General features: G+C 74.0%; 15 protein-coding genes and 2 pseudogenes. 3 read left to right on the forward strand and 14 right to left on the reverse strand.

Annotated features, from left to right (window positions below):
* Positions 1-54: 54 nt before the first annotated feature.
* The 8 genes from ACIQ8B_RS30705 to ACIQ8B_RS30740 form a co-directional block, all read right to left on the reverse strand.
* Positions 55-969 carry an ABC transporter permease gene (locus ACIQ8B_RS30705; protein WP_403551338.1) on the reverse strand — a complete coding sequence of 305 codons (915 nt, stop codon included), beginning with the start codon at positions 967-969 and terminating at the stop codon, positions 55-57.
* Positions 956-1753 (reverse strand): ABC transporter ATP-binding protein, encoded by a 798-nt coding sequence (locus ACIQ8B_RS30710; protein WP_403551340.1) that lies wholly within the window; start codon positions 1751-1753, stop codon positions 956-958. Before ACIQ8B_RS30710 ends, ACIQ8B_RS30705 begins: the two co-directional genes overlap by 14 nt.
* A gap of 40 nt (positions 1754-1793) precedes the next feature.
* Complete coding sequence (locus ACIQ8B_RS30715; protein ID WP_403551342.1) at positions 1794-2900, reverse strand: aliphatic sulfonate ABC transporter substrate-binding protein; 1107 nt, start codon at positions 2898-2900, stop codon at positions 1794-1796.
* A 188-nt stretch (positions 2901-3088) separates the two neighbouring features.
* Positions 3089-3190 carry a putative leader peptide gene (locus ACIQ8B_RS30720; RefSeq protein WP_354671047.1) on the reverse strand — a complete coding sequence of 34 codons (102 nt, stop codon included), beginning with the start codon at positions 3188-3190 and terminating at the stop codon, positions 3089-3091.
* 139 nt (positions 3191-3329) lie between these two features.
* On the reverse strand, positions 3330-3788 hold the full coding sequence (locus tag ACIQ8B_RS30725; RefSeq protein WP_106411414.1) for an Rrf2 family transcriptional regulator: 459 nt from the start codon (positions 3786-3788) through the stop codon (positions 3330-3332).
* A gap of 63 nt (positions 3789-3851) precedes the next feature.
* The gene (locus tag ACIQ8B_RS30730; protein ID WP_403551344.1) at positions 3852-4634 is read right to left on the reverse strand and encodes a TSUP family transporter; all 783 of its coding nucleotides are present in this window, start codon (positions 4632-4634) and stop codon (positions 3852-3854) included.
* 43 nt (positions 4635-4677) lie between these two features.
* A complete protein-coding gene (locus ACIQ8B_RS30735; RefSeq protein ID WP_403551346.1) occupies positions 4678-5907 on the reverse strand; it encodes an acyl-CoA dehydrogenase family protein in 1230 nt (409 codons plus the stop codon).
* 13 nt (positions 5908-5920) lie between these two features.
* Positions 5921-6499, reverse strand: coding sequence for a winged helix-turn-helix domain-containing protein (locus ACIQ8B_RS30740; RefSeq protein WP_403551348.1), 579 nt, complete (start codon positions 6497-6499; stop codon positions 5921-5923).
* A 583-nt stretch (positions 6500-7082) separates the two neighbouring features.
* Between ACIQ8B_RS30740 and ACIQ8B_RS30745 the strand changes: the two genes are divergently transcribed.
* Positions 7083-8369, forward strand: coding sequence for a sulfite oxidase (locus ACIQ8B_RS30745; RefSeq protein ID WP_290011124.1), 1287 nt, complete (start codon positions 7083-7085; stop codon positions 8367-8369).
* A 404-nt stretch (positions 8370-8773) separates the two neighbouring features.
* Here ACIQ8B_RS30745 and ACIQ8B_RS30750 read toward each other — a convergent pair whose 3' ends face one another.
* Entirely contained in the window at positions 8774-9748 is a 975-nt protein-coding gene (locus tag ACIQ8B_RS30750; RefSeq protein ID WP_403551411.1) for a hypothetical protein, read from the reverse strand.
* Positions 9749-10081: 333 nt separating this feature from the next.
* A pseudogene (locus ACIQ8B_RS30755) lies at positions 10082-10198 on the reverse strand (DUF2510 domain-containing protein); the annotation flags it as partial.
* 274 nt (positions 10199-10472) lie between these two features.
* On the opposite strand from ACIQ8B_RS30755, the gene ACIQ8B_RS30760 reads away from it, so the two are divergent.
* Positions 10473-13151 carry an ATP-binding protein gene (locus ACIQ8B_RS30760; RefSeq protein WP_403551350.1) on the forward strand — a complete coding sequence of 893 codons (2679 nt, stop codon included), beginning with the start codon at positions 10473-10475 and terminating at the stop codon, positions 13149-13151.
* 17 nt (positions 13152-13168) lie between these two features.
* Here the strand turns inward: ACIQ8B_RS30760 and ACIQ8B_RS30765 are convergent.
* Both ACIQ8B_RS30765 and ACIQ8B_RS30770 read right to left on the reverse strand, forming a co-directional pair.
* Positions 13169-13555 (reverse strand): annotated as a pseudogene (locus ACIQ8B_RS30765) (4-carboxymuconolactone decarboxylase); the annotation flags it as partial.
* 28 nt (positions 13556-13583) lie between these two features.
* Positions 13584-14582 (reverse strand): DUF3048 domain-containing protein, encoded by a 999-nt coding sequence (locus ACIQ8B_RS30770; protein ID WP_403551352.1) that lies wholly within the window; start codon positions 14580-14582, stop codon positions 13584-13586.
* 218 nt (positions 14583-14800) lie between these two features.
* Between ACIQ8B_RS30770 and ACIQ8B_RS30775 the strand changes: the two genes are divergently transcribed.
* Entirely contained in the window at positions 14801-15991 is a 1191-nt protein-coding gene (locus tag ACIQ8B_RS30775; protein WP_106411406.1) for a zinc-dependent alcohol dehydrogenase, read from the forward strand.
* A 193-nt stretch (positions 15992-16184) separates the two neighbouring features.
* Here ACIQ8B_RS30775 and ACIQ8B_RS30780 read toward each other — a convergent pair whose 3' ends face one another.
* Both ACIQ8B_RS30780 and ACIQ8B_RS30785 read right to left on the reverse strand, forming a co-directional pair.
* On the reverse strand, positions 16185-18371 hold the full coding sequence (locus ACIQ8B_RS30780) for an OmpL47-type beta-barrel domain-containing protein (RefSeq protein ID WP_403551413.1): 2187 nt from the start codon (positions 18369-18371) through the stop codon (positions 16185-16187).
* Between the two features lie 14 nt (positions 18372-18385).
* A complete protein-coding gene (locus tag ACIQ8B_RS30785; RefSeq protein WP_403551354.1) occupies positions 18386-20812 on the reverse strand; it encodes a ThuA domain-containing protein in 2427 nt (808 codons plus the stop codon).
* Positions 20813-20909: the final 97 nt, after the last annotated feature.

Consider the following 20909-nt stretch of genomic DNA (forward strand, 5'->3'; position numbering starts at 1 on the left):
GTTCGGCGAGGCGGAGGTGTACCGGTCCCGAGCCGGTGTGCCGTGCGGGCGGGGTCAGCGGCCGGCCAGCAGCCCCCGCCCGCGCAGCACGCGCCGCTCCAGCGGGCTGAAGAGCAGCAGGTCGACGGCGATGCCGACGCACAGGATCAGCAGGATGGCCAGGAACACCTGCGGCATGCTGCTGTTGTTGCGGCCGTTCTCCAGCAACTGGCCCAGCCCGACGCCGAGATCGGGCGAGGAGGCGATGATCTCGGCGGCCATCAGCGAGCGCCAGGAGAAGGCCCAGCCCTGCTTGAGGCCGGCCACGTAGCCGGGAAGCGCGGCGGGCATCACGACGTACCGGGCCTCGCGCATCCCCGTCGCGCCCAGAGTGCGCCCCGCGCGCAGGAACAACGGCGGGATCTGGTCGATGCCCGCCACCAGGCCGTTGGCGATGGACGGGACGGCGCCGAGCAGGATCACCGCGAACATCATCGAGTCGTTCAGACCCAGCCAGATCACGGCGGGCGGCACCCAGGCGACCGAGGGCAGCGACTGCAGACCCGACAGGACCGGGCCGATGGCCGCCCGGACGAAGGTCACCCGCGCCACCAGCAGCCCGAGCGGGGTGCCGATGGCGAGCGCCAGCAGGAAGCCGAGCAGGCCGCGCGAGACGGACGTCCAGACGTAGTCGAGCAGCGTGCCCCGCAGCCAGGCCGCGCGCACCTCGCCCCACACGTCGGAGGGGGAGGCGAGCTTGTACGGGGGAGCGACCTCCGCCCACACCAGGATCTGCCACACCACCAGCACCAGGGCGACGGCGGTGACCGGCGGCAGCACCTTGCGCAGCAGGGTCTCGCGCAGCGGGGTGCGGACCGACCGCGCCGAGTCCAGCGCGTCGAGGCCGGCCTCCAGGCCCGCGAGATCGTCCGGGTCCTGGGGCGCGGCGGTGTCCTTCGTGACGTCGGCGGCTTTCTCAGTGCTGGCCATGACGGCGGATCTCCCCACGCAGTTCTTCGGTGATCCCGGCGGACAGCTTCGCGACGGCGGCGTCCTCGAGGCGGCGCGGCTGCGGCAGATCCACCGTCCACTGCCGGGCGATGCGGCCCGGCCGGGACGACAGCAGGACGACGCGCTGGGCGAGCCGCACCGCCTCGCGCACGTTGTGGGTGACGAACAGCACCGACAGTCCCGTCTCCCGCCAGATCCGGGTCAGTTCGTCGTGCAGCACGTCCCGGGTGATGGCGTCGAGCGCGGCGAACGGCTCGTCCATCAGCAGCAGCCGGCTCTCCTGGGCCAGCGCGCGGGCCAGCGCCACGCGCTGGCGCATGCCGCCGGACAACTCGTGCACCCGCTTGCCGTGGGCGTCTCTCAGCCGCACCAGCTCCAGCAGCCGCTCCGCCTCCCGGCGGCGCTCCGGCTTGCCCACCCCGCGCAGTTTCAGGGCGAGTTCGATGTTCTTGCCCGCGGTCAGCCACGGGAACAGGGCGTGCTCCTGGAACATCAGGGCGGGGCGGCCGTCCGTGCCGATCGTGCCGGCGGACGGCCGGTCCAGTCCGGCGATCAGGTTGAGCAGGGTGGACTTGCCGCAGCCCGAGGCGCCCAGGAGGGTGACGAACTCGCCGGGTGCGACATCGAGGGTGATGTCGTCCAGCACGAGCTGCCGTCCGCCCGGGGCGCCCGGAGCGGGAAAGGACTTCGAGACGTGCTCGACCCGTGCGGCGTACACCGCCGCCGTGGTGTCCTCGGCCGTCCCGGCCGTCGTGGTGGTCATGGTCGTCACCTCCTGGGGTGTCGTCGGGGCGCGGGCGTCGTCAGCGGACGCCGAGCCCGGCGTCGTCGACCTCGGGCCTGCCCTCGGCCTTGAGGACCCTGTTCAGCGGCTTCAGGTCGTAGATGCCGTTCAGATCGGGCTTCTCCAGCAGGCCGGCCGACACCGCGTGCGCCGCCTGGGCGTCGAGGGTGGAGGCCAGCGGGTCGTCGAGGAAGGTGATGGACTCCCACGCAGGGTTCAGGACCTCGGCCGGCAGGGCCTTGCCGGACAGCTTCTCCAGCGCCTTGTTCGCGGAGGCCTTGGCCTGGTCCGGGTTGGCGTTGATCCACGCGTTGGTCCTCACCGAGCCGCGCAGCACGGCCTCGACGACGTCCGGGTGCTCCTCGAGGAAGTTCTGCGACACGATGATGTTGGTGATCACGAACTTCTTGTCCGGCCAGATGTCGGACTCGTCGAGCAGCACCTTCGCACCGTCCGCGACCAGCTTGGACGCGGTGGGCTCGGGCACCCAGGCGCCGTCGACGGAGCCGGACCTGTAGGCGTCCGGGGTGATCTTGTTGTCCGTGCGCACCACGGACACGTCGCCCTTGCCGCTCTGGGCGTCGACCTTCCAGCCCTTCTCGGCGATCCAGTGCAGGAAGGCCACGTCCTGGGTGTTGCCGAGCTGCGGGGTGGCGATCTTCTTGCCCTTGAGGTCGTCCAGGGTCTTGATCGTGTCCGGGTTGACCACGAGCTTCACGCCGCCGGACGCCGAACCGCTGATGATGCGCAGGTTCTCGCCGCCCGACTTGGTGTAGCCGTTGACGGACGGCGAGGGGCCGATCCAGCCGATGTCGATGGACCCGGCGTTCAGCGCCTCGATCTCGGACGGCCCGGCGTTGAACGTCGACGCCTTGATCCTGGTGCCGCCCAGCTCCTTCTGGAGCAGGCCCTCCTGGACGCCTACCAGGGCGGTGGCGTGCGTGAGGTTCGGGAAGTAGCCGATTCTCACCTCGGGGGCGGAGAGCTTCTCCGCGTCCGGGGCGGCCTCCGCCCGAGGGGCGTCGTCCTCGGCGTCGGAACCGTAGCCGCAGGCGGTGAGCAGGAGCGGGAGGGCCGCCATGGCGGCGACGGTGCGCAGGATGGTGAGCGGTCGTGCGGCAGACACGGAGGTGTCCTCTCGGGAAAGGGCGTTCGGGACGAAGCCGGCGTACGGGCGTGGCTCAGGGGTGTGTGCTCGCGCGGCCGCCGGGCCCGCCTCGCGGGACGGGAGGGGGTCGCGACTCGGTGCGCGGGTGCGGTGAGGCGGGCGGGCGGAGGTGCGCCGCCGGCCGCGGACGCGGTCCTGGCGGGCCCTCAGGCCGGCTGACAGATGGCGCTGGACGTGCGGCCGAAGTCGATGTGGCGGCGCGAAGTCAGCAGGGGGCGCGCGGAGTCGTCGTGCGGACGCGCGGTCATGGCCACCCCCTGAAGATCCCTAGTTTTCCTACCTGGATGCTAGGGATCGTGGCAGAAAGCAGCCCTTGCCCCAAGAGGCAGATCACATGATGGACGCCACTCGCTCACATCGTGAGAAACCCCTGCCAGGAGGGTGGAATCAGGGATTCACCCAGGCCGTCGGAGTGTCCGCCAACGCGGCCACTCCGGCGGGCAGCCGCGAGGACGCCACGTCGGCGAGGGACACGCCCTCCAGGATCTGGCGGACGTTCGACCGCAGCGCGATCCACAGGGGCAGCAGCGACTCGGCGGGACCCGAGTAGGACAGCTCCGGCGGACGGACTCCGCGCACCGAGACCAGCGGGCCCTCCACGACGCGGATGACGTCGGCGATGCTGATCGAGTCGGCGGGCTTCGCCAGCCGGTACCCGCCGTTCCCTCCGCGCTGGCTCACCACGAGCCCGCCCCGCCGCATGTCGTTGAGGATGCTCTCGAGGAACTTGTGCGGGATGTCCTGCGCGTTGGCGATCGCCTCGGCCTTGAGCGGCCCGTCGTCCATGGAGGACGCGAGTTGCAGCGCGGCGCGTACCGCGTAGTCCGCCCTGGCTGAGATCCGCATGCGTTCATTATCCCGTACGGCCCGTGCCGCCCTCCACCCGCGGTCGGAGGACGGAGCCGGCGGTCAGCCCAGCGCCTGCACGGCGTAGAGGACGCCCACCGCGGTGGCGAGGGAGCCCAGCAGCAGACGCAGCCCGGTCTCGGGCAGCCGCGGCTGCAGCCGCGCGCCGAGATACCCGCCGATCAGTCCGCCCAGCCCGCAGGCCAGCCCCAGGTACCAGTCCGGGGCCACGTCACCGGTGCCGGTCAGGGACAACAGCGCGAAGGCGCAGGCGCCCGCCACGGACGTGACGAAGGTCGAGGCCAGCGCCGCCGGCGCCACCCGCGCGACGGACATGCCCCGCCCGGCCAGCAGCGGCCCGAGCAGCGAGCCGCCGCCGATGCCGTAGACCCCGCCGACCGCGCCGACCGCCAGGGCCAGCCCGGTCACGGTGCGCGGCGACGGCTCCGCGTCCCCGGCCGGCCGGACGGGCCTCAGGGTGCGGCGGACCAGCCACAGCCCGAGCGGTACCAGCAGCACGGCGATCAGCAGCCGGAAGACGGTGGCCCCCGGGACGGCGAACACCCGCACGACCGAGCCCACCGCGACCCCGGGCAGGGTGCCGCTCACCAGACGGCGGGTCAGCGGATCGCGCAGCAGGCCGGTGCGGAGGTGCCGCAGCAGCGCGCCGGGCCCGGCCACCACGTTGAACAGCAGGTTCGTCGGCGTGACCGCGGGGCTCGGCACACCGAGAACACTGAGCTGCACCGGCAGCAGGAACACCGCGCCGGACACACCCGCGGGCGTGGTCGCCACCGAGATGACCAGGCCCGCGACCAGTCCGGCGAGTCCCGTGGACCAGTTCACGGCACGTGTCCGGGAAGGAATCCGCGGCCCGGCTCCCAGGAGGTCATGCGGGCAGGACGAACGGGGGGTGGGCGCCGTTGAGGAAGTAGTCCCCGACGTCGCGCAGCCGGTGTGCGACGGGCTCGTACAGAGTGTGCGTCCGGGCGTTGCGCCAGAACCGGTCGAAGCCCAGCCGCGCGGACGCCGAGCGCGGGCCGACGATGTCGAGCGCGCGGGTGGCGGACTCCTGGGCCGCCCGGGAGGCCGCGGTCTCGGCCATGGACACCAGCGCGGAGACGTCCGCGTACTCGTCGTACGTCAGGTCCTCGCCGCGCTCCAGCCCGTGCCGCACGGCGTCCAGCGCCTGGTCGCACAGCGCGGACGCGGAACGGGTGAGCACCGTCAGCTCGCCGTACGCGGTGAGCACCTGCGGGTCGTCGGGCGTGCCGGCCGGCGGGACGGGCTGCCACGGGCGGCGCCCGGCCCTGCTGTACTCGCGCACCTCGGCCAGCACCCCCTCGGCCATCCCGAGCAGCAGCTGCACCGAGAACAGCCGCCCGACGGGCGCGGCCAGCGCGGCCCGGGGGGCCAGGTGGTCCTCGTCCGCGGACAGCGAGCCCAGGACGTCCTCGCCGCCCACCGGCACGTCGTCGAACTCCACGCTTCCGCCGCCCGCCAGCCGCTGCCCGAAGGTGTCGCCGGACGCGTCGACCGCCACGCCCCGGCGGACCGGGTCCACCACGACGGCCAGGGGTTCGCCGGTGTCCTCCCGCACCGCCCGTACGGCGAGACGGTCGGCCACGAGCACCCCCGTCGGGTAGCTCTGACGGCCGCCGAGCACCAGGCCCCGGGACGTGCGGGACAGCGTCAGCGGAGGGTCCTGCGGGGCGAACCCGCCGCCCCAGCACCACTGTTCGGCCGCGGGGCGCTCCGTCACCCGCAGGGCCGTCCCCGGGTCCGCGAAGAACCGGGCGCTCCACGACAGGAAGTAGTGGGAGCCGAGGAGCCGGCCTATCGGGCCGTCGGCCGTGGAGATCTCCCGCACCACCGCGTACGCCGTGTCCCAGTCCGCGCCGCCCACGTCCGGTCCGGCCGGCGTGAGCAGGGTCAGCAGCCCCGCCTCACGCAGCCGGGACACCTCGTCCACCGGGGCCTTGCCCGCCTGTTCCCGGATCACGGTGTCCGTGGCCAGGTCGTCCGCCGCCTCGCGGGCCACGCGCAGCCAGTGCGCCCGGCCGTGCGCGACGGGGTCGGCCGGGAGCGCGGGGCGGGCCGGCGCGGCGGCAGGGCACATGGCGGTGCTCTCCTCAGGATCGGCCGCGGGCTGCGGCGCGGGGGTTGTCCTGCCGGCCGGGGACGTACTTGTAGCCGATGCTCCGGACGGTCACGATCCGGTGCCGGTGGGCGGCGCCCAGCTTGCGGCGAAGACGCGCGACGTGGACATCGACGGTGCGGCCGTCGCCGACGTGGTGGTACCCCCACACGGCCGCCACCAGTGTCTCGCGCGACTGTACGAGGTGGGGCCGCCCCACGAGATGCGTCAGCAGCTCGAACTCCAGGTAGGTCAGGTCGAGTTCGCGTCCGTCGACTTCGGCGGTGCGGCGCGCGGTGTCGATCCGGACGGCGTCGTCCGCCGGCTGCCGCACGGGTGCGGCGCCGTCCGCGGTCACGTCGGCGGCCACCAGGCGGAACTCGGGCCGTGGCCGGTCCTTCACGAGCAGGTCGAGAGGGTCGGTCCCCTGGGGGACCAGCAGGAGGTAGCCGACGAGCGGCGCGGACGCGGGGCCCTCGGTGTCACGCCGCGCCCCGTCGGCCACCATGTGGAGGCGGCGTGCGTCGGGCAGCGGACGGAGCGAGGCGGTCGGGTGCGGAAGTGCCGTGGTCATGGCGGTCGTCCCTCGGAATGGTGTCGGGTCCCGGCGGACGCGGGGTGGTGCGTGGACGCCGGGGGGGCGGGCCGGAGTGCACGGCCGGACGAGCGGGCCGTGCGTCAGGCGCGACAGCAGGCGGCGCTGACGACGTGACCGAAGTCGACGTGCCGACGACGTACGAGTCGCTGCTGCACAGGGGACATGTCCCTCATGCTGCGCACGCCTCGTGAACACCGTCAAGGCTTTCCTAGTAAATCTATAGGGAATTGGGGAACGTCTCATATGGTGAACGCTCCGGGTCGCCGCCCGGGCCGCCGAAGTCCGCCGGAAGGGCGGTCGCGCAGACCTGACGGTGCGTTGACACCTCCGAACGGCGCGTGCTTGCATCTCGCCATGCCGCCGCTGGAGCCCCTGACGCGCCGCCGTGCCGTGGATCTCGTCCGCGTGGCCGCAGCGCTGTGCCGCCTCGCCGGCTGACCCGGCGCGCCTCCCCGTTCCTCCGGCGCCGGCCCTCCGCGACGCCGGTCCCGGCCCGCCGCGCCCCCTCCGCTCCTCCGCTGCCGCGACGACCGCCCCTACGACGACGAGGACTGCCGTCATGCCTTCATCCGCCGTGCCCTCATCCCGCCCCGACGAGACCGCCTACGACCGGCACAGGCTGCGCCAGTGGCTGGCCGGCGAGGCCAGGGCGGACGGCGTGAGCCGACGCCGCCTGCTCGCCCTGCTCGCCGCGGCCGGAGGCGCCGGCGCGCTGTCCTTGTCCGCACCGGCCCCCGCCCGTGCCGCCGACGGCGACACCGTCGTCAAACCGCTGCCGCCCGAGAAGTTCGTCCGCCACGGCACCAACGCCGAGACCCGCTGGGAGGCCCTGCGCGGCACCGGCCACCACACCCCCAACGACCTGTTCTTCGTACGCAACCACACCGCCACGCCCCGCATCGACGCGGGCGACTGGCGGCTGCGGCTGTGGGGGAGCGGCCTGCGCGGCGGGCCCGGCGAGGACAAGGCGGTCGAGTTCGGCCACGACGACTTGCGCCGGCTGCCGTCCGTCACCCGCACCGCGTTCGTCGAGTGCGCCGGCAACGGGCGCAGCGGCTACACCACCCAGCAGGGCGAGGCGGTCTCCGGCACCCCCTGGACGCTCGGCGCGATCGGGGTGGCGAGCTGGCGCGGGGTCCCCCTGTCCACCGTCCTGCGCCGGGCGGGCCTGTCCCCCTACGCCGTCGACGTGCAGCCGCGGGGCCTGGACGCCGAGTACGTCAGCGGCGGGGAGAGCCTCGGCCGGGTGCGGCGGCCGCTGCCGCTGGCGAAGGCGCTGCGCGACGTCGTGCTCGCCTACGAGATGAACGGCGAACCGCTCCCGCCCGACCACGGGTACCCGGTGCGGGTCCTGGTGCCCTCCTGGGTGGGCATCGCGTCGATCAAGTGGGTCGGCGACATCGAGGTGTCCGCGCAGCCGCTGTTCTCGCCGTGGAACACCACGTCCTACCGGCTCTTCGGGTCCGCCCACCCCGAAGGCGGCAGCGCGCCGCTGACCCGGCAAACCCTCAAGAGCGCCTTCGAGCTGGCGAGCGGCGCCACGTTCCGGGCGGGCCGGACCCAGGTGCTGACAGGTCGCTCGTGGTCGGGGGCGGGGCCGGTCGCGCGGGTCGACGTGAGCACCGACGGCGGGTCGAGCTGGCGGCCGGCCCGGCTGCTGGAACGGCCGCGTCCCGACACGTGGACCCGGTGGTCCGTCAACTGGACCCCTCGCGTCCGGGGCACGGCCCGCCTGCTGGCCCGCGCCACCGACGCGGCGGGCCGCACCCAGCCCGACGTCTCCGTCCACAACACCCAGGGGTACCTGTTCGACGCGGTGGTGCGGCACGAGGTGACGGTGCTCTGACACCGGACGGAATGCCGGTGCCCTTGACGCGGGCGGAGACCGTCCCGAGACCCCTGGCCGGGAATCCCGGTGAAACGGCGGGGAACGTGAGGGGCCGTGCGGCTCCCGGCCTCGGCGGGGACGCCGCCCGTGTCGCCCCCGGGCGGCCGCCCCTGCCGACGTCCCGGCTCCACGTCGACCTCGTCCGCGTGTGCGGCGCGGCGGGTTCCGCGGGCGACGCCGCCCTCGCGCGCCTCTGCCCCCCTCCGGTGCTCCTCGCCTCCCCCGACGCCGCGTCCCGGCCGGGCCGGACGGTCCCCCGTACGCCCGTCACCGAGCACCCTGGGGGACCGCCCGGCTGGGCGGGACCTCGTGAGCGGAGGGGTGCCCCACCCGGCCGTATGACCGAGGTCGCCGGGACGGCGTCAGACGTCCTGTCCGTTGCCGCGGCCGCCCTCGGCCACCGCGATGCCCTCGGTGATCTCGTCGAGGACCGCCTGCCGCTGGTCGGTGTCCACGCCGAAGCGCACGACCACGATCTGGTCCGGGCGGGCCGGGGACGGGAAGGCGAGAGACTGCACGAACCCGTCCGCCCCCTCCTGGGTCACCGCCTTCCAGCGGACCAGGTACCCCTTCTGCCCGGCCACGGTCACCGCCTTGGACAGCAGCACGTCGTGCGAGGTGATCCGCCCGTACGTCTCGCCGCCGTAGCTCTCCTCGGCGTTCGCGGCGATGTCCGCCTTCGCGACCTCCTCGGCGGTGGCGCCGCGGGTGCCCAGCACCACGGCCGGCGCCGAGTACGCGCCGCCCTTGACGCAGGTCTTCGAGGTGTCACCGGGGCAGTCGTAGGAGTCCTTCGACGTCAGCGCGGCGCCGATCTGCAGCTCCTCCCCGTACCAGCCCTCGGGCACGGGCAGGCTGATCCCGCTCAGCGAGTCGGTCACCGAGCCGCTCTCGACGCGGCGCGGGTCGTCGCCGTCGCCGTCGTCCTCGCCGTCCGCCCCGGACCCGTCGTCCGGACCGCCCCCGGACGCGTCGCGGTCGTCGTGCTGCGAGGCCGCGGTGGTCCGGCCTCCGTCGTCGTCGGTCAGCGCGTACACGCCCACCCCGATGCTCGCGAGCACGGCGGCGGCCACGGCGACGGCTATCCCGGTCCGCAGCTTGTGCCCCCGTCCGGACGAGGGCGTGGCGGGGTAGGCCGGGTGGACGGGGTACGTAGGGTGCCCGGGGCTCCCCCCGCCGCTCACGCCCGCCGCCTCCCGGACGGCACCCTGGCCGGCCCCCGGCCCGGAAGCAGGGGCCTGCCACGGGGCGGCCTGCCCGACGGCGGCCTGGCCTCCGGCCGCCTGCCCCGGAGCGGCCTGGCCTCCGGCCGCCGGGCTCGCGTCGCCCTGGTTCACGGGTGCGTGTCCCGTGGCCGCCTGTCCTGCGTCGGCATGGCTGTCGCCGGTCTGGCCCGCGGCCACGTGCTCCGCGCCGGCCTGGCCCGCGCTGACACGGTTCTCAGCCGCGTGCCCCGCGCCGGTCCGGCTCCCGGCCGCTTCACCCACGCCGGTCCGGCTCCCGGCCGCTTCGCCCGCGCCGGCCCGGCCGACCGCCTGGTCCGCAGCGGCCTGCCCCGCCGGGACCTGGTCCGGGTCCGCCTGACCCGCCTGGGCCCGGTCCGCGCCCGCCGGCCCCGCCTCGGCGGCCCGCTCCGCGCCGCCCCCTTCCGGCGTGGCCTGGGCGGCCCGGTCCGGCCGGCGGATCCGGGCCGTCCAGGCCGTGCCGTCCCACCAGCGTTCGGTGGGCGGGCCGTCTTGCGTCTGTCCGGGGTCGGGGTACCACCCGGGGGGAGTCACCTGCGTCATGCCCCCACCGTATGAGGCGACGGTGAAAGCCGGATGAGAGAGTCCGCGCCCACCCCGGTGCCGTCTCTTGCCGGCCCGGCACGTCCCGCGTCAACGGGCCGGGAGGGAACAGTCGTTGACCGACAGGTCCCTGGTGAGGGACGGTTCGCGTCGACTCCCCGTGGCCGGTGTCACTCGTCACGGCAACACGTGCGCCGAGCGGGCTCCGCCGGGCCGGACGGAGGACTACGCTCGGGTCCGGTACGTCATTCGGGCGACTCGGGGAGGCAGCGGGATGACGGAGGTACGGCCATCGGCGGCACCCTCGGCCGCCCTGTGGGAGCGCGACGAGGAACTCGCCGCCATCGCGGAGGCCGTCGACGTCCTGTGCGCCGACCGCCACTCGCCCGGCACACTGCTGGAGTTGCGCGGCGAGGCGGGGCTCGGCAAGACCGCCCTGCTCGCCGAGACCCGCCGCATCGCCGAACAGCGCGGCTGCACCGTCTGGTCCGCCCGCGGCGGCGAGACGTTGCGCACCGTGCCGTTCAACGTGGTGCGCCAACTCCTGCAGCCCGCCCTGGTGTCGATGCTGCCGGAGGAGGCCCGCGAGTACCTGGGCGACTGGTACGACATCGCGGGCCCCGCCCTCGGCATCGCCGACCCCGGCGACCGCCACCCCGACCCGCAGGGCGTGTGCGAGGGCCTGGTCGCCGCCGTGCGCCGGCTGGCCCGCCGGGACTGGCCGCTGGTGCTGCTCATCGACGACGCCCACTGGGCCGACCAGGAGACCCTGTACTGGCTCGCCGCGTTCGCCGAGCGCCTCGCCGACCTGTCCGTCCTCGTCGTGGTCGCCCGCCGCCCCGGCGAGATCACCGGGGAGAGCGCCCGTCACCTGGACGCGATCGCCGCCGCGGCCGGCCGTCCCGTCGCCAGCCTCAGCGCCCTCACCCCCGAGGCGGTGGCCGGACTCACCCGCGCCACGCTCGGGGAGAACGCGGACGCGGCGTTCTGCCGCGAGGTGTGGGCCGTGACCGGCGGCAACCCGTACGAGACCGTCGAACTCCTCGCCAAGGTGCAGGACAGCGAGCTGGAACCGGTCGAGGCGCACGCCGGTGAACTGCGCGAGCTCAACCGCTCCGCGCGCGGCGGCGGCCTCGTCGCCCGGCTGGAGGAACTCGGCGTGGACGCCACCCGGTTCGCCTGGGCCGCCGCCATCCTCGGCGACGGCATCACCGTCGACCTGGTGGCCCAGCTCGCCACCCTCGGCCCCGAGGACGCGGCCCGGTGCGCCGAACGCCTGCGCGGCGCCCGCATCCTGACGGTCCCCGACCCGGCGTCCGCCGGACCCGCGGAGCTGGAGTTCGTGCACCCGCTGATCGCGACCGCCGCCTACAACTCCGTCCCGGACGCGCTGCGCCGCGCCATGCACGGCATCGCGGCCCGTATCGTCAACGACTCCGGCCGCGGGGCCGCCGCGGCCGCCCGCCACCTCCTCGAGGTGCACCCGGACGACGACGAGGAACTCGTCTGGCAGTTGCGCGAGGCGGCCCGCGAACACCTCGCCGTCGGCGCCCCGGACGCCGCCCGCCGCTGTCTGGAGCGCGCCCTGGAGGAGCCGCCCCGCCCCGAGGTCCACGCGCACGTCCTCTACGAACTGGGCTGCGCCACTTTCCTGACCGCGCCCGCCCGCACCATCGGCCATCTGCGCACCGCGCTCGGCATGCCCGGACTGGACGGCGACCGGCGGGTGGACGCCGTGATCCGGCTCTCCCAGGCCCTGCTGCACAACGACCAGATGGAGGAGGCCGTCCGCACGGTCGAGGCGGAGGCCGCCCGGCTGCCCGCCGGACCCGCCCGGATGCGGCTCCAGGCCGTGCGGTTCATGTGGGAGGGCCTGCACGCCGGTGAGTCCCTCACCCCGGGCCGCTCCGAACGCCTCGCCGAGCTCGCCGCCACCTGCACCGGCCGCGACAACGCCGAGCGGGCGCTGCTCATCCTGCGCGGCTTCGACGCGATGATGCGCGGGGAGAACGCCGAGGAGATCGTCGAGATCTGCGACCGCGCCCTGGTCAACGGCCGCCTCGCGCCCGGCCTCGGCTGGACCGACTCCGAGTGGGGCGTGGAACTGCTGCTGATGCTGGCCGGCTCCTACGCGTACACCGACCGCCTCGACCGCGCCGAGACCCTCTACAACGAGGCCCTGCAGGCGTACGACACGGCCGGCTGGGGCGGCGGACACCTGGCCCTCGCCCACGCCTACGTCGGACTCGCCCACCGCAGGCGCGGACGGCTGGAGGCGGCGGAGGACTCCCTGCGCGAGTCGCTGCGCCTCGCCGAACGCGTCGGCCGCGGACTGCCGTTGTACTGGACGGCCACCTGCAACCTCGTCGACACGCTGCTCGCCCGAGGCCATGTCGACGAGGCGTGGGCCATGGCCGAACGGCACGGTTTCGCCCCGCCCTACCCGTCCACCGTCGTGCTGCCCGACCCGCGTTCGGTGCGCGGCCGGCTGCTGCTCGCCGTGGGCCGCGCCAAGGAGGGCGTCGACGAACTGGAAGCGGCGGAGAAGGCCGCCGCCGCGCGCGGCCACCACAACCCGGTGCACGTCTTCGCCGCCGCCGACCTGGCCCGTGCGCTCGCCACCGAGGACCCGGCCCGCGCGGCCCGGCTCGCCGTCGACCTCCGCCGCCGCGCCGAACGCCTCGGCACCGACACGGCGATAGGGGAGGCCCTGCGGGTGGCGGCCGCCCTGGAGACCGGGCAGCGCGCGGTGCGCCTCGCCGGCCAGGCGGTCGCCTGTCTGGAGTCCTCGCCCTGCCAGTACGAACACGCCGCCGCCCGCATCGAGTACGGCGTGCTCGCCCGCTCCGTGCCCGATCTGGAGCGGGGCGTGGCGCTGGCCCGGGCGTGCGGGGCGGACGGCCTGGTGGAGCAGGCCCGCGCCGAACTGGCCGCGGGCGTCGGACTCCGGTGACTCCCTGCCCCTCGTCCCTCCTCCTCGTCGAGCACCCGCTGGGCGACGGCGAACGCCGCGTCGGCCGCCGGGACCCCGCAGTGGACGGCCGTCTCCGGCAGCACCGCGCCGTCAGCGCGACCATGCTGCGTTCGCGGCGGGACAGCGCCGGGCCGGTCCAGATCTCGCCCTGGGCGTAGCGGGGGATGAAGCCCTGGAAGCGGGTGGTGAACGGCGTCTGCCGTGCCTGCGCCCGGTCCACGTGCGCGTCGCCGAGCACCGCGCGGCGCACCGCCGTCCCCCGCCCGGCGTGCCCTGCGAAGTGCGCGCGGCGCGGTGAGGACGGCCCCCGGGCGCTGCGCGGGCGCCAGGTGCGAGGCGCCGGGGATCTCCACGAGGGACGCGCCCGGCACCGCGTCCGCGATCCGCCCCGCCGCCCGGTGACGCGCGCGCTCAGCGTCCCGACGCCAGCAGCACCCACACCGGTCCTGGCGCGACGTTCACCGGCCCGCCGTCCGGCGAGGTGAGGGACGTGCCGTCCGCGGCGGCCGGCCGGCTCCAGGACGCCGGGTAGGCGCGCCCGTCGCGCAGCACCGTCGCCTTCCCCGAGCCCACCGTCTCCGTGTACGGCGTGTTGTTGCCGAGGGAGTCGCGGAAGCCGGAGCGGCGCACGGTCACGTCCTGCACGACCACCGTGGCCGCCGTCAGCCGGTCGCCGTCCCGCGTGGTGGCGGGAGAGCCGTCCATCGACACCTGCCAGCCACGGTCGGCGTCCGACCAGGTGAAGGTGAAGCGGGCCGCCGGGAAACGGACGGTGGCCTCGTCCTCGGGCGTGCCGCCGGCGGGCGCCGGACCCCGGCGGAAACCCGTGGTCAGCGCGGCCTCACCGGGCGGGTCCTCGAGCACCCGGTCCGGGCGGAGGTACAGGTTGTGCGGGGCCGCCCGCGCGGAGTCCCGGGTGAAGGCGCCGGCGTCCGACTCCGGGGTCACGGGCGTCAGCGGCGCCCGGTCGATCAGCGGCAGCAGCTTGCCCTGGGCCCCGGAGAAGACGAACAGGGGACGGCCGAACTGGCGCAGCAGCTCCAGGTCGGACTCCCGGGCGCTGCGCACCGGCCCCACCGACTCGGGCAGCCGGGTGGCGTACACCGCCATCAGCCGGCTCAGCCCGCCCTCCACCTGCTCGACGTAGACCACGTCCGCCTCGTCGAGTCCCGTCGGGGGCCGGGCGGCGGGCACGTTGTCGATCTTCACGGCGAGGACGGGGGGAGCCCCCGCCCCGTCCGCGTCCCGCGTCGCGGCCGGCGACTCCCGCGCTCCGCGTCCGTCGTCCCCGGACCCGCCCGACGTGCAGCCCGCCGCCAGTCCGGCCGCCAGCAGGGCGGCCAGCAGCACTCCGGCCCTCCTGCCGCCGCGCCGTCGCGGCGCCCCTCGTTCTGTGCCCACCGTCGCCACCGGCCGTCCTCACTCATCCGCTGTTCCAATTGTGCGCTTTTCCGATCGTCTACGCCCCTGCCTGGCCGGACGGGATTCCGCGCGGTGGAGTCCGCCGATCGGCCCAGCGGCGAGCGGTTCGGCGTCCCGCGCCTCGGGTACCCGGACGCGACCGCACGGGCGGCGCACAGGCGCGCACGGACGTGACACACCGGCCGGCACGGAGGGAGCAGGCGGCGATGAAGGCACTGACCTGGCAGGGCAAGCGGGACGTACGGGTCGAGACCGTCCCGGATCCCAGGATCGAGGAGCCGACGGACGCGATCATCCGCGTCACCTCCACCGGACTGTGCGGATCCGACCTGCACCTGTACGAGGTGCTCACCCCGTTCATGACCCCGGGCGACATCCTCGGCCACGAGCCGATGGGCATCGTGGAGGAGGTCGGCGCGGCCGTCCCCGACCTCCAGGTGGGCGACCGGGTCGTGGTGCCCTTCCAGATCGCCTGCGGCAACTGCTGGATGTGCCTGACGGGCCTGCCCACCCAGTGCGAGACCACCCAGGTCAGCGCCGAGGGCAAGGGCGCGGCCCTGTTCGGCTACACCCGCCTGTACGGCGCGGTGCCCGGTTCCCAGGCCGAGTACCTCCGGGTGCCGCAGGCCCAGTACGGCCCCATCAAGGTGCCGGAGGGCCCGGCGGACGACCGCTTCCTCTACCTCTCCGACGTGCTGCCCACCGCCTGGCAGGCGGTCGCCTACGCCGACGTTCCCCAGGGCGGCAGCGTCGCGGTGCTCGGCCTCGGCCCCATCGGCGACATGGCCTGTCGGGTCGCCCAGGTCAAGGGCGCCGGACGGGTGTTCGGTGTGGACCTGGTCCCCGAACGGCTGCGCCGGGCCGAGGAACGCGGCGTGGAGACCTTCGACCTGCGCTCCTTCGACGACGAGAAGGGGCTCGTCGAGGCGATCCGCGACCGGACCGACGGCCGTGGCCCCGACGCCGTGATCGACGCCGTCGGCACCGAGGCGCACGGCAGCACGGCGGCCCGCATGGTGCAGAACGCCTCAGCGGTGCTGCCCCGCAAGCTCGGCGGCCCGATGGCCGAGCGCTTCAGCGTCGACCGGCTCGCCGCGCTCTACACCGCCATCGAACTGGTCCGCCGCGGCGGCACCATCTCGCTCTCCGGCGTCTACGGCGGCATGGCCGACCCGATGCCCATGCTCACCCTGTTCGACAAGCAGGTGCAGATGCGCATGGGCCAGGCCAACGTGCGCCGCTGGAGCGACGAGATCATCCCCTACCTCACCGACGAGGACCCGCTGGGCGTCGACGACTTCGCCACCCACCGCGTCCCGCTGGACGAGGCCCCCGAGGCCTACGACATGTTCCAGAAGAAGCGGGACGGCGCCGTCAAGGTGCTGATCAAGCCCTGAGCCGCGGTGTCCGGGGGCACGGCCCGCCGAGGATCTCCGCGAGGTCGTGGCGGACAGCCTCCTCCAGCTGCGCGTACGCGCTGCTCTCCGGGGTGCGGTCGGGGCGCGGGACGGCGGAGACGGCAGCCGGGCCGGGTCAGGAAGCCGGAACCCCCGGCTTCCTGACCCGGCCCCTACGGCAGGGGAACGCGGGTCACAGCTCCTTGATCCGCACGTCCCGGTAGGAGACGACGTCCGTCGTGCCGTGCACCTGCAGTCCGATGTAGCCGGAGGCGTACCGCCGCCCGTCCGTGCCCGGGTCGTCCGAGCGCGGCGGGGAGAAGTCCAGGCCGCCGATGTTGTCGAACTCGTTGATCAGCACGCCGTTGCGGTAGACCTCGTAGTGTTGGTCCACCACCCGGATCTCGTAGTCGTTCCAGGTGCCCTTCTGCGTCACGCCCGCGCCGGCCAGGCCCACACGGTCGAAGCCGTAGACCGAGCCCGTCTTGTACATGTCGCCGGCGGGCGAGTCGAACACCTGGATCTCGTGCCCGAACTTGATGGCGGCCCACTCGGGGCGGGGCTCCTCCGGGTGGTCGTGGATCTGCGGGAACCGCACGAACACACCGGAGTTGGCGTTGCCGGTGCCCGGGGCGTCGTCACGCCACTGGAGCTTCAGCGAGAAGTCGCCGTACTTGCGCTCCGGGAACCACAGCATGCCGAGCCCGCCCCGGGTGGTGCCCGAGGTGATGGACCCGTCCGGGTTCAGGCTGAACGAACCGCCGCCCACCTGCTCCCACCGGGCGAACGACGCCTCGGTGCCGTCGAGGATGGTGCGGTAGCCCTCGGTCCGACCGGGCGTGCCGATGCCGGACTGCCGGGCCGCCTTGTTGATCGCCCGGTACTCACGCCGGTCGACGACCCCTTCCTTCTTCAGCGCGTCCAGCACGGCCCTGACGTGCTTCAGGAACAGCGCCTGCGAGGTCCACTCCTTCTCGTCCTCGATCAGCTCGCCGATCCGGCACCGGTTGTCGGTCACCCGGTTCGGCACGCCCGAGTCGACCGTGCCGACGATCACGGTCAGCCGCTCGTCGTACTCGGGGCAGGGGGGCGCGGGCACCCCGCCGGACACCACCGTGAAGCTCACCGTGAGCGGCTCGGAGGTGTTGCCGGCCTCGTCGGTCGCCCGGTAGGCCACCGTGTGCCGGCCCGCCCGGTCGACCACCACGGGCGCGGTGTACGCCAGGTACGGCCCCGCGTCGAGGGAGTACTCGACGCGCGCCACCCCTGACCCGCCGTGCCCGTCGTCGGCGCTGACCGTCACCGTGGCGCGGCCGACGTAGGCGCCGTCGGAGTTCTTCGTGCCCTGGACGGTGACGCCGGTGGTGGGCGGGGTGGTGTCCTGCGGGGGAGCGGCGACGACCGTGAACTCCACGCTCTTCTCCGCCGCGGCGTTGCCCGCCTTGTCGGTGGCCCGGTAGCGGACGGTGTGCGTGCCCGCCTCGTGCACCATCACCGGACCGGCGTACGGCTGCCAGGCGCCGTCCGCGCCGAGCGCGTACTCGATGGTGTTCACGCCGGATCCGGTGTCGGACGCGGTGACGGTGACCGTCGCCATGTCGATGTAGTGACCGTCGGCGTTCTTCTCGCCGTCCACGGTCGCCGAGGTCTCCGGCGGCGTGGTGTCGTCCGTCGGCGGAGCGACGACGGTGAACTCGACGCTCTTCTCCTCCGACACGTTGCCGGCCCTGTCCAGGGCGCGGTAGCGGACGGTGTGCGTGCCGACCTGGTCGACCACGACCGGGGCGGTGTACGGCTGCCAGGCGTCGTCGTCACCGAGCGCGTACTCGATGCGGTCCACGCCCGAGCCCTCGTCCGTGGCCTCCAGGGTGACGCTCGCGGACCCGACGTACGCGCCCTGGCCGTTCTGCGTGCCGGTCACCTTCGCCGTGGCCTCCGGCGCGGTGGTGTCCTCGCCGCCGCCCTCGGTGACGGTGAGCACGCCCCGCATCTCGCCGTGGCCGGGGATGGTGCAGTGGTAGAGGTACTTGCCCGGGGTGAGCGTCACCTCCGCGGTGTGCCGGCCGCCCTGCGCGTCGGTCGGGTTGGCCAGGATGTTCAGCTGGACGTCGTTGTTGTACTCCGGGTCGGAGGTGACGAACGTCAGGGTGTGCGGCATGCCGGTGGTGTTGCCGGTGGCCACGCTGTTCTCGAAGACGATCGTCGCGGGACCGGCCACCGCGGTGGCCGGTGCGGACAGGTACCTGTCGATGTCGTTGCCGGCGGTCCAGGTGAGGACCTGGGCCGCCGCGCGGCCGCCCTCGGCCTTCGGCTGCCCGGCGGCGGGCAGCGCCTGCAGGCCGAGCACCATCATCAGGCCGGCCAGCAGCGCGGCCCACACTCTCGGTCGACGTGTCACTGCGTCCCCCTCGCCAGCTGGCCGGCGGCCGGGGTCGGCCCGCCGCCCGTGTAGGTGACCCGCCACAGCGCGGACCTGGCGTCGGAGGTGAAGAACCCGCGCCCGTAGTCCAGCACGTACAGCGCGCCGTCCGGGCCGAACGTCCAGCCCATCAGGTTCCTGATGCCGTCGTTGCCGACCGGCACGATCTTCTTCAGGGACTCCGAGTGCACCGGCAGACCGCCGTCGCCCTGTGTCCTCGGGTCCATCAGCACCGCGTTGCGCGGCTGGTCGGCGTCGTAGAAGTCGCCGACGAACCACTTGCCGTCCCAGTACGCGGGCCACTTGACGTCACTGGGGTTCGCGTCGTCGTAGCGGTAGACCGGACCGTTCATCGCGGCCTGCCCGCCGCCCTTCAGCCAGGGCAGCCGGTACGTCGCCTCGTCCTGCTTGTAGGACGGGACGCCGTTCTCGTCGCGCGGGAAGCCGGGGCCGCCGCCCTGCGGCGAGTACCAGATGTTGTTGCCGGTCACCGGCGGCAGGTTGACCAGGCCGTCGTTGTTCGGCGACTCGTTCTTCGGGTGGTCGCAGTCGTACCAGCCGAGCGGCTTGGACGGGTCGGGCAGGTTGCGGTCCCGGTAGGGCTGCTTGTCGCCCATGCAGTACGGCCAGCCGCGGTTGGACGCCTCGGTGATCACGGCGAAGGTGTCGTACTTGGCCGGGCCCCAGGTCGCCGACGGGGCGCCCGCGTCCGGGCCGACCCAGCCCGCGTAGAGGATGTCGGTCTCCGGGTCGACGGAGATGCGCGCCGGGTTGCGCACGCCCATCACGTAGATCTCGCCGCGGGTCTTGCCGCCGCCCTCGTCGGTCTCCCTGCCGGTGAACAGGTTGCCCTCGGGCAGGGTGTACGTGCCGTCCGGCTCGGGGTGGATGCGCAGGATCTTGCCGTTGAGGTTGTTGGTGTTGCCGGCGGTGCGGCGGGCGTCGGCGAAGGACACGCCCTTGTAGTGGGGCTCCGGGTTGTTGCCGGAGTAACCGCCGCTGAAGCCGCTGGAGTTGTTGTCACCGGTGGCGATGTACAGGTTGCCCTTGGAGTCCCAGGCCATCCCGCCGCCCGCGTGGCAGCAGCTGTGGATCTGCACCGGCCACTTCAGCAGCACCTTCTCGCTGCTCAGGTCCAGCTTGCCGGTGGCGCGGTCGAGCGTGAAGCGGGAGACCCGCCGCTCGGCCATGCGCTTGTCCCGGTCGATCCCCGAGTGCGGGGTCCAGTGCAGGTACACCCACCCGTTCCGCGCGAACTGCGGGTCGAGTTCGATGCCGAGCAGGCCCTCCTCGACCTTGGTCAGCTCGTCGCCGCCGCCCTTGTTGCCGAAGACGGTGAGCGCGCCGGCGAGGGTGACCTCCTCGGTCCTCGGGTCGTAGACGTGGATCTCGCCCGTGCCCTTGCCGACATCAGGGTCGTTCCAGTCGGTGACGACCGGCTGCGAGGCGTCGGCGCCGCCCCGGCCGATGTAGAACACGCGGCCGTCGGGCGCGGTGACCAGGCCGTGCGGCTCGCCGATCTGGTCGTTTTGCCCGGGCTGGTTGGGCTTGGTGAGCCGCTCCGCCTTGTAGTTGCCGGTGATGGTCGCCTTGCAGTCGGCCCGGACCAGACGCGTGGTCCACAGCAGGGCGCCGCGCAGGTGCTCGCGGAAGTCGGTCTCGTCGTACGACGACACCGTGCCGCCCATGCCGGTGTAGAAGGAGCGGCCGCCGTCGTAGTCGCGGCACCAGCTGACCGGGTGGTCCCAGCCGTTGGCGCCGGCGCCGGGCTCGTAGGTCGACTCGCGCACCCGGGCGACCGTGTGGACGTCGCCGGACGGGTTCTTCGCCCAGTTCAGCCACTTGTCGGGCCGCTTCCACTCCAGCGGCAGGCCCCTGGTCGCCGGGTGCAGCCGGTCGCCGACCTCCACGGTCGCCCGCTGCACGGTGGCCTGCCCCGCGGCCGGGCGGGCGCCGATCAGCCCGGTGAACCAGTCCGAGTAGGGCTCCGCGCGGGCCGCGTCGTGCAGGCCGACGAACCCGCCGCCGGCCTCCATGTACGCCTCCAGGCCCGCCTCCTGCTCCGGGTCGAGGACGTCCCCGCCGCCGGTGAGGAAGACGATCGTGTTGAAGCGGCTCAGCTTCTTGTCGTTGGTGAAGACCGACGCGTCGCCGGTGGCGGTCACCGTGAAGCGCTGGTTCTCCGGACCGGTCTGTCCGATCCGCTCGATCGCCGCGATCCCGGCGTTCACCAGGGGCGACTCGTCGCCGCCGGCCGCCGAGCCGTGGAACAGCAGCACACGGACGTTCGCGCCGCCGGGCGGCGATGTGATGGACATCGTTGTCAGGGACGGATCCGGGGCCGGGCGCGCGCTGGCGGCGGGACCCGACAGCAGGCCGGCGGCGACGGCGCCGGCGGCCACGGCGGCGGCCCAGGCGCGCCGTCCTCTTCTCGTCCTTTGTGCGTTCGAGGTGCTCGATGTGCTCAACCCGCGCGTGTGCGCGGGCTCTTGACGCGAT

It is taken from the genome of Streptomyces sp. NPDC096105 (assembly GCF_044763335.1).
Classification (GTDB): Bacteria; Actinomycetota; Actinomycetes; order Streptomycetales; family Streptomycetaceae; genus Streptomyces.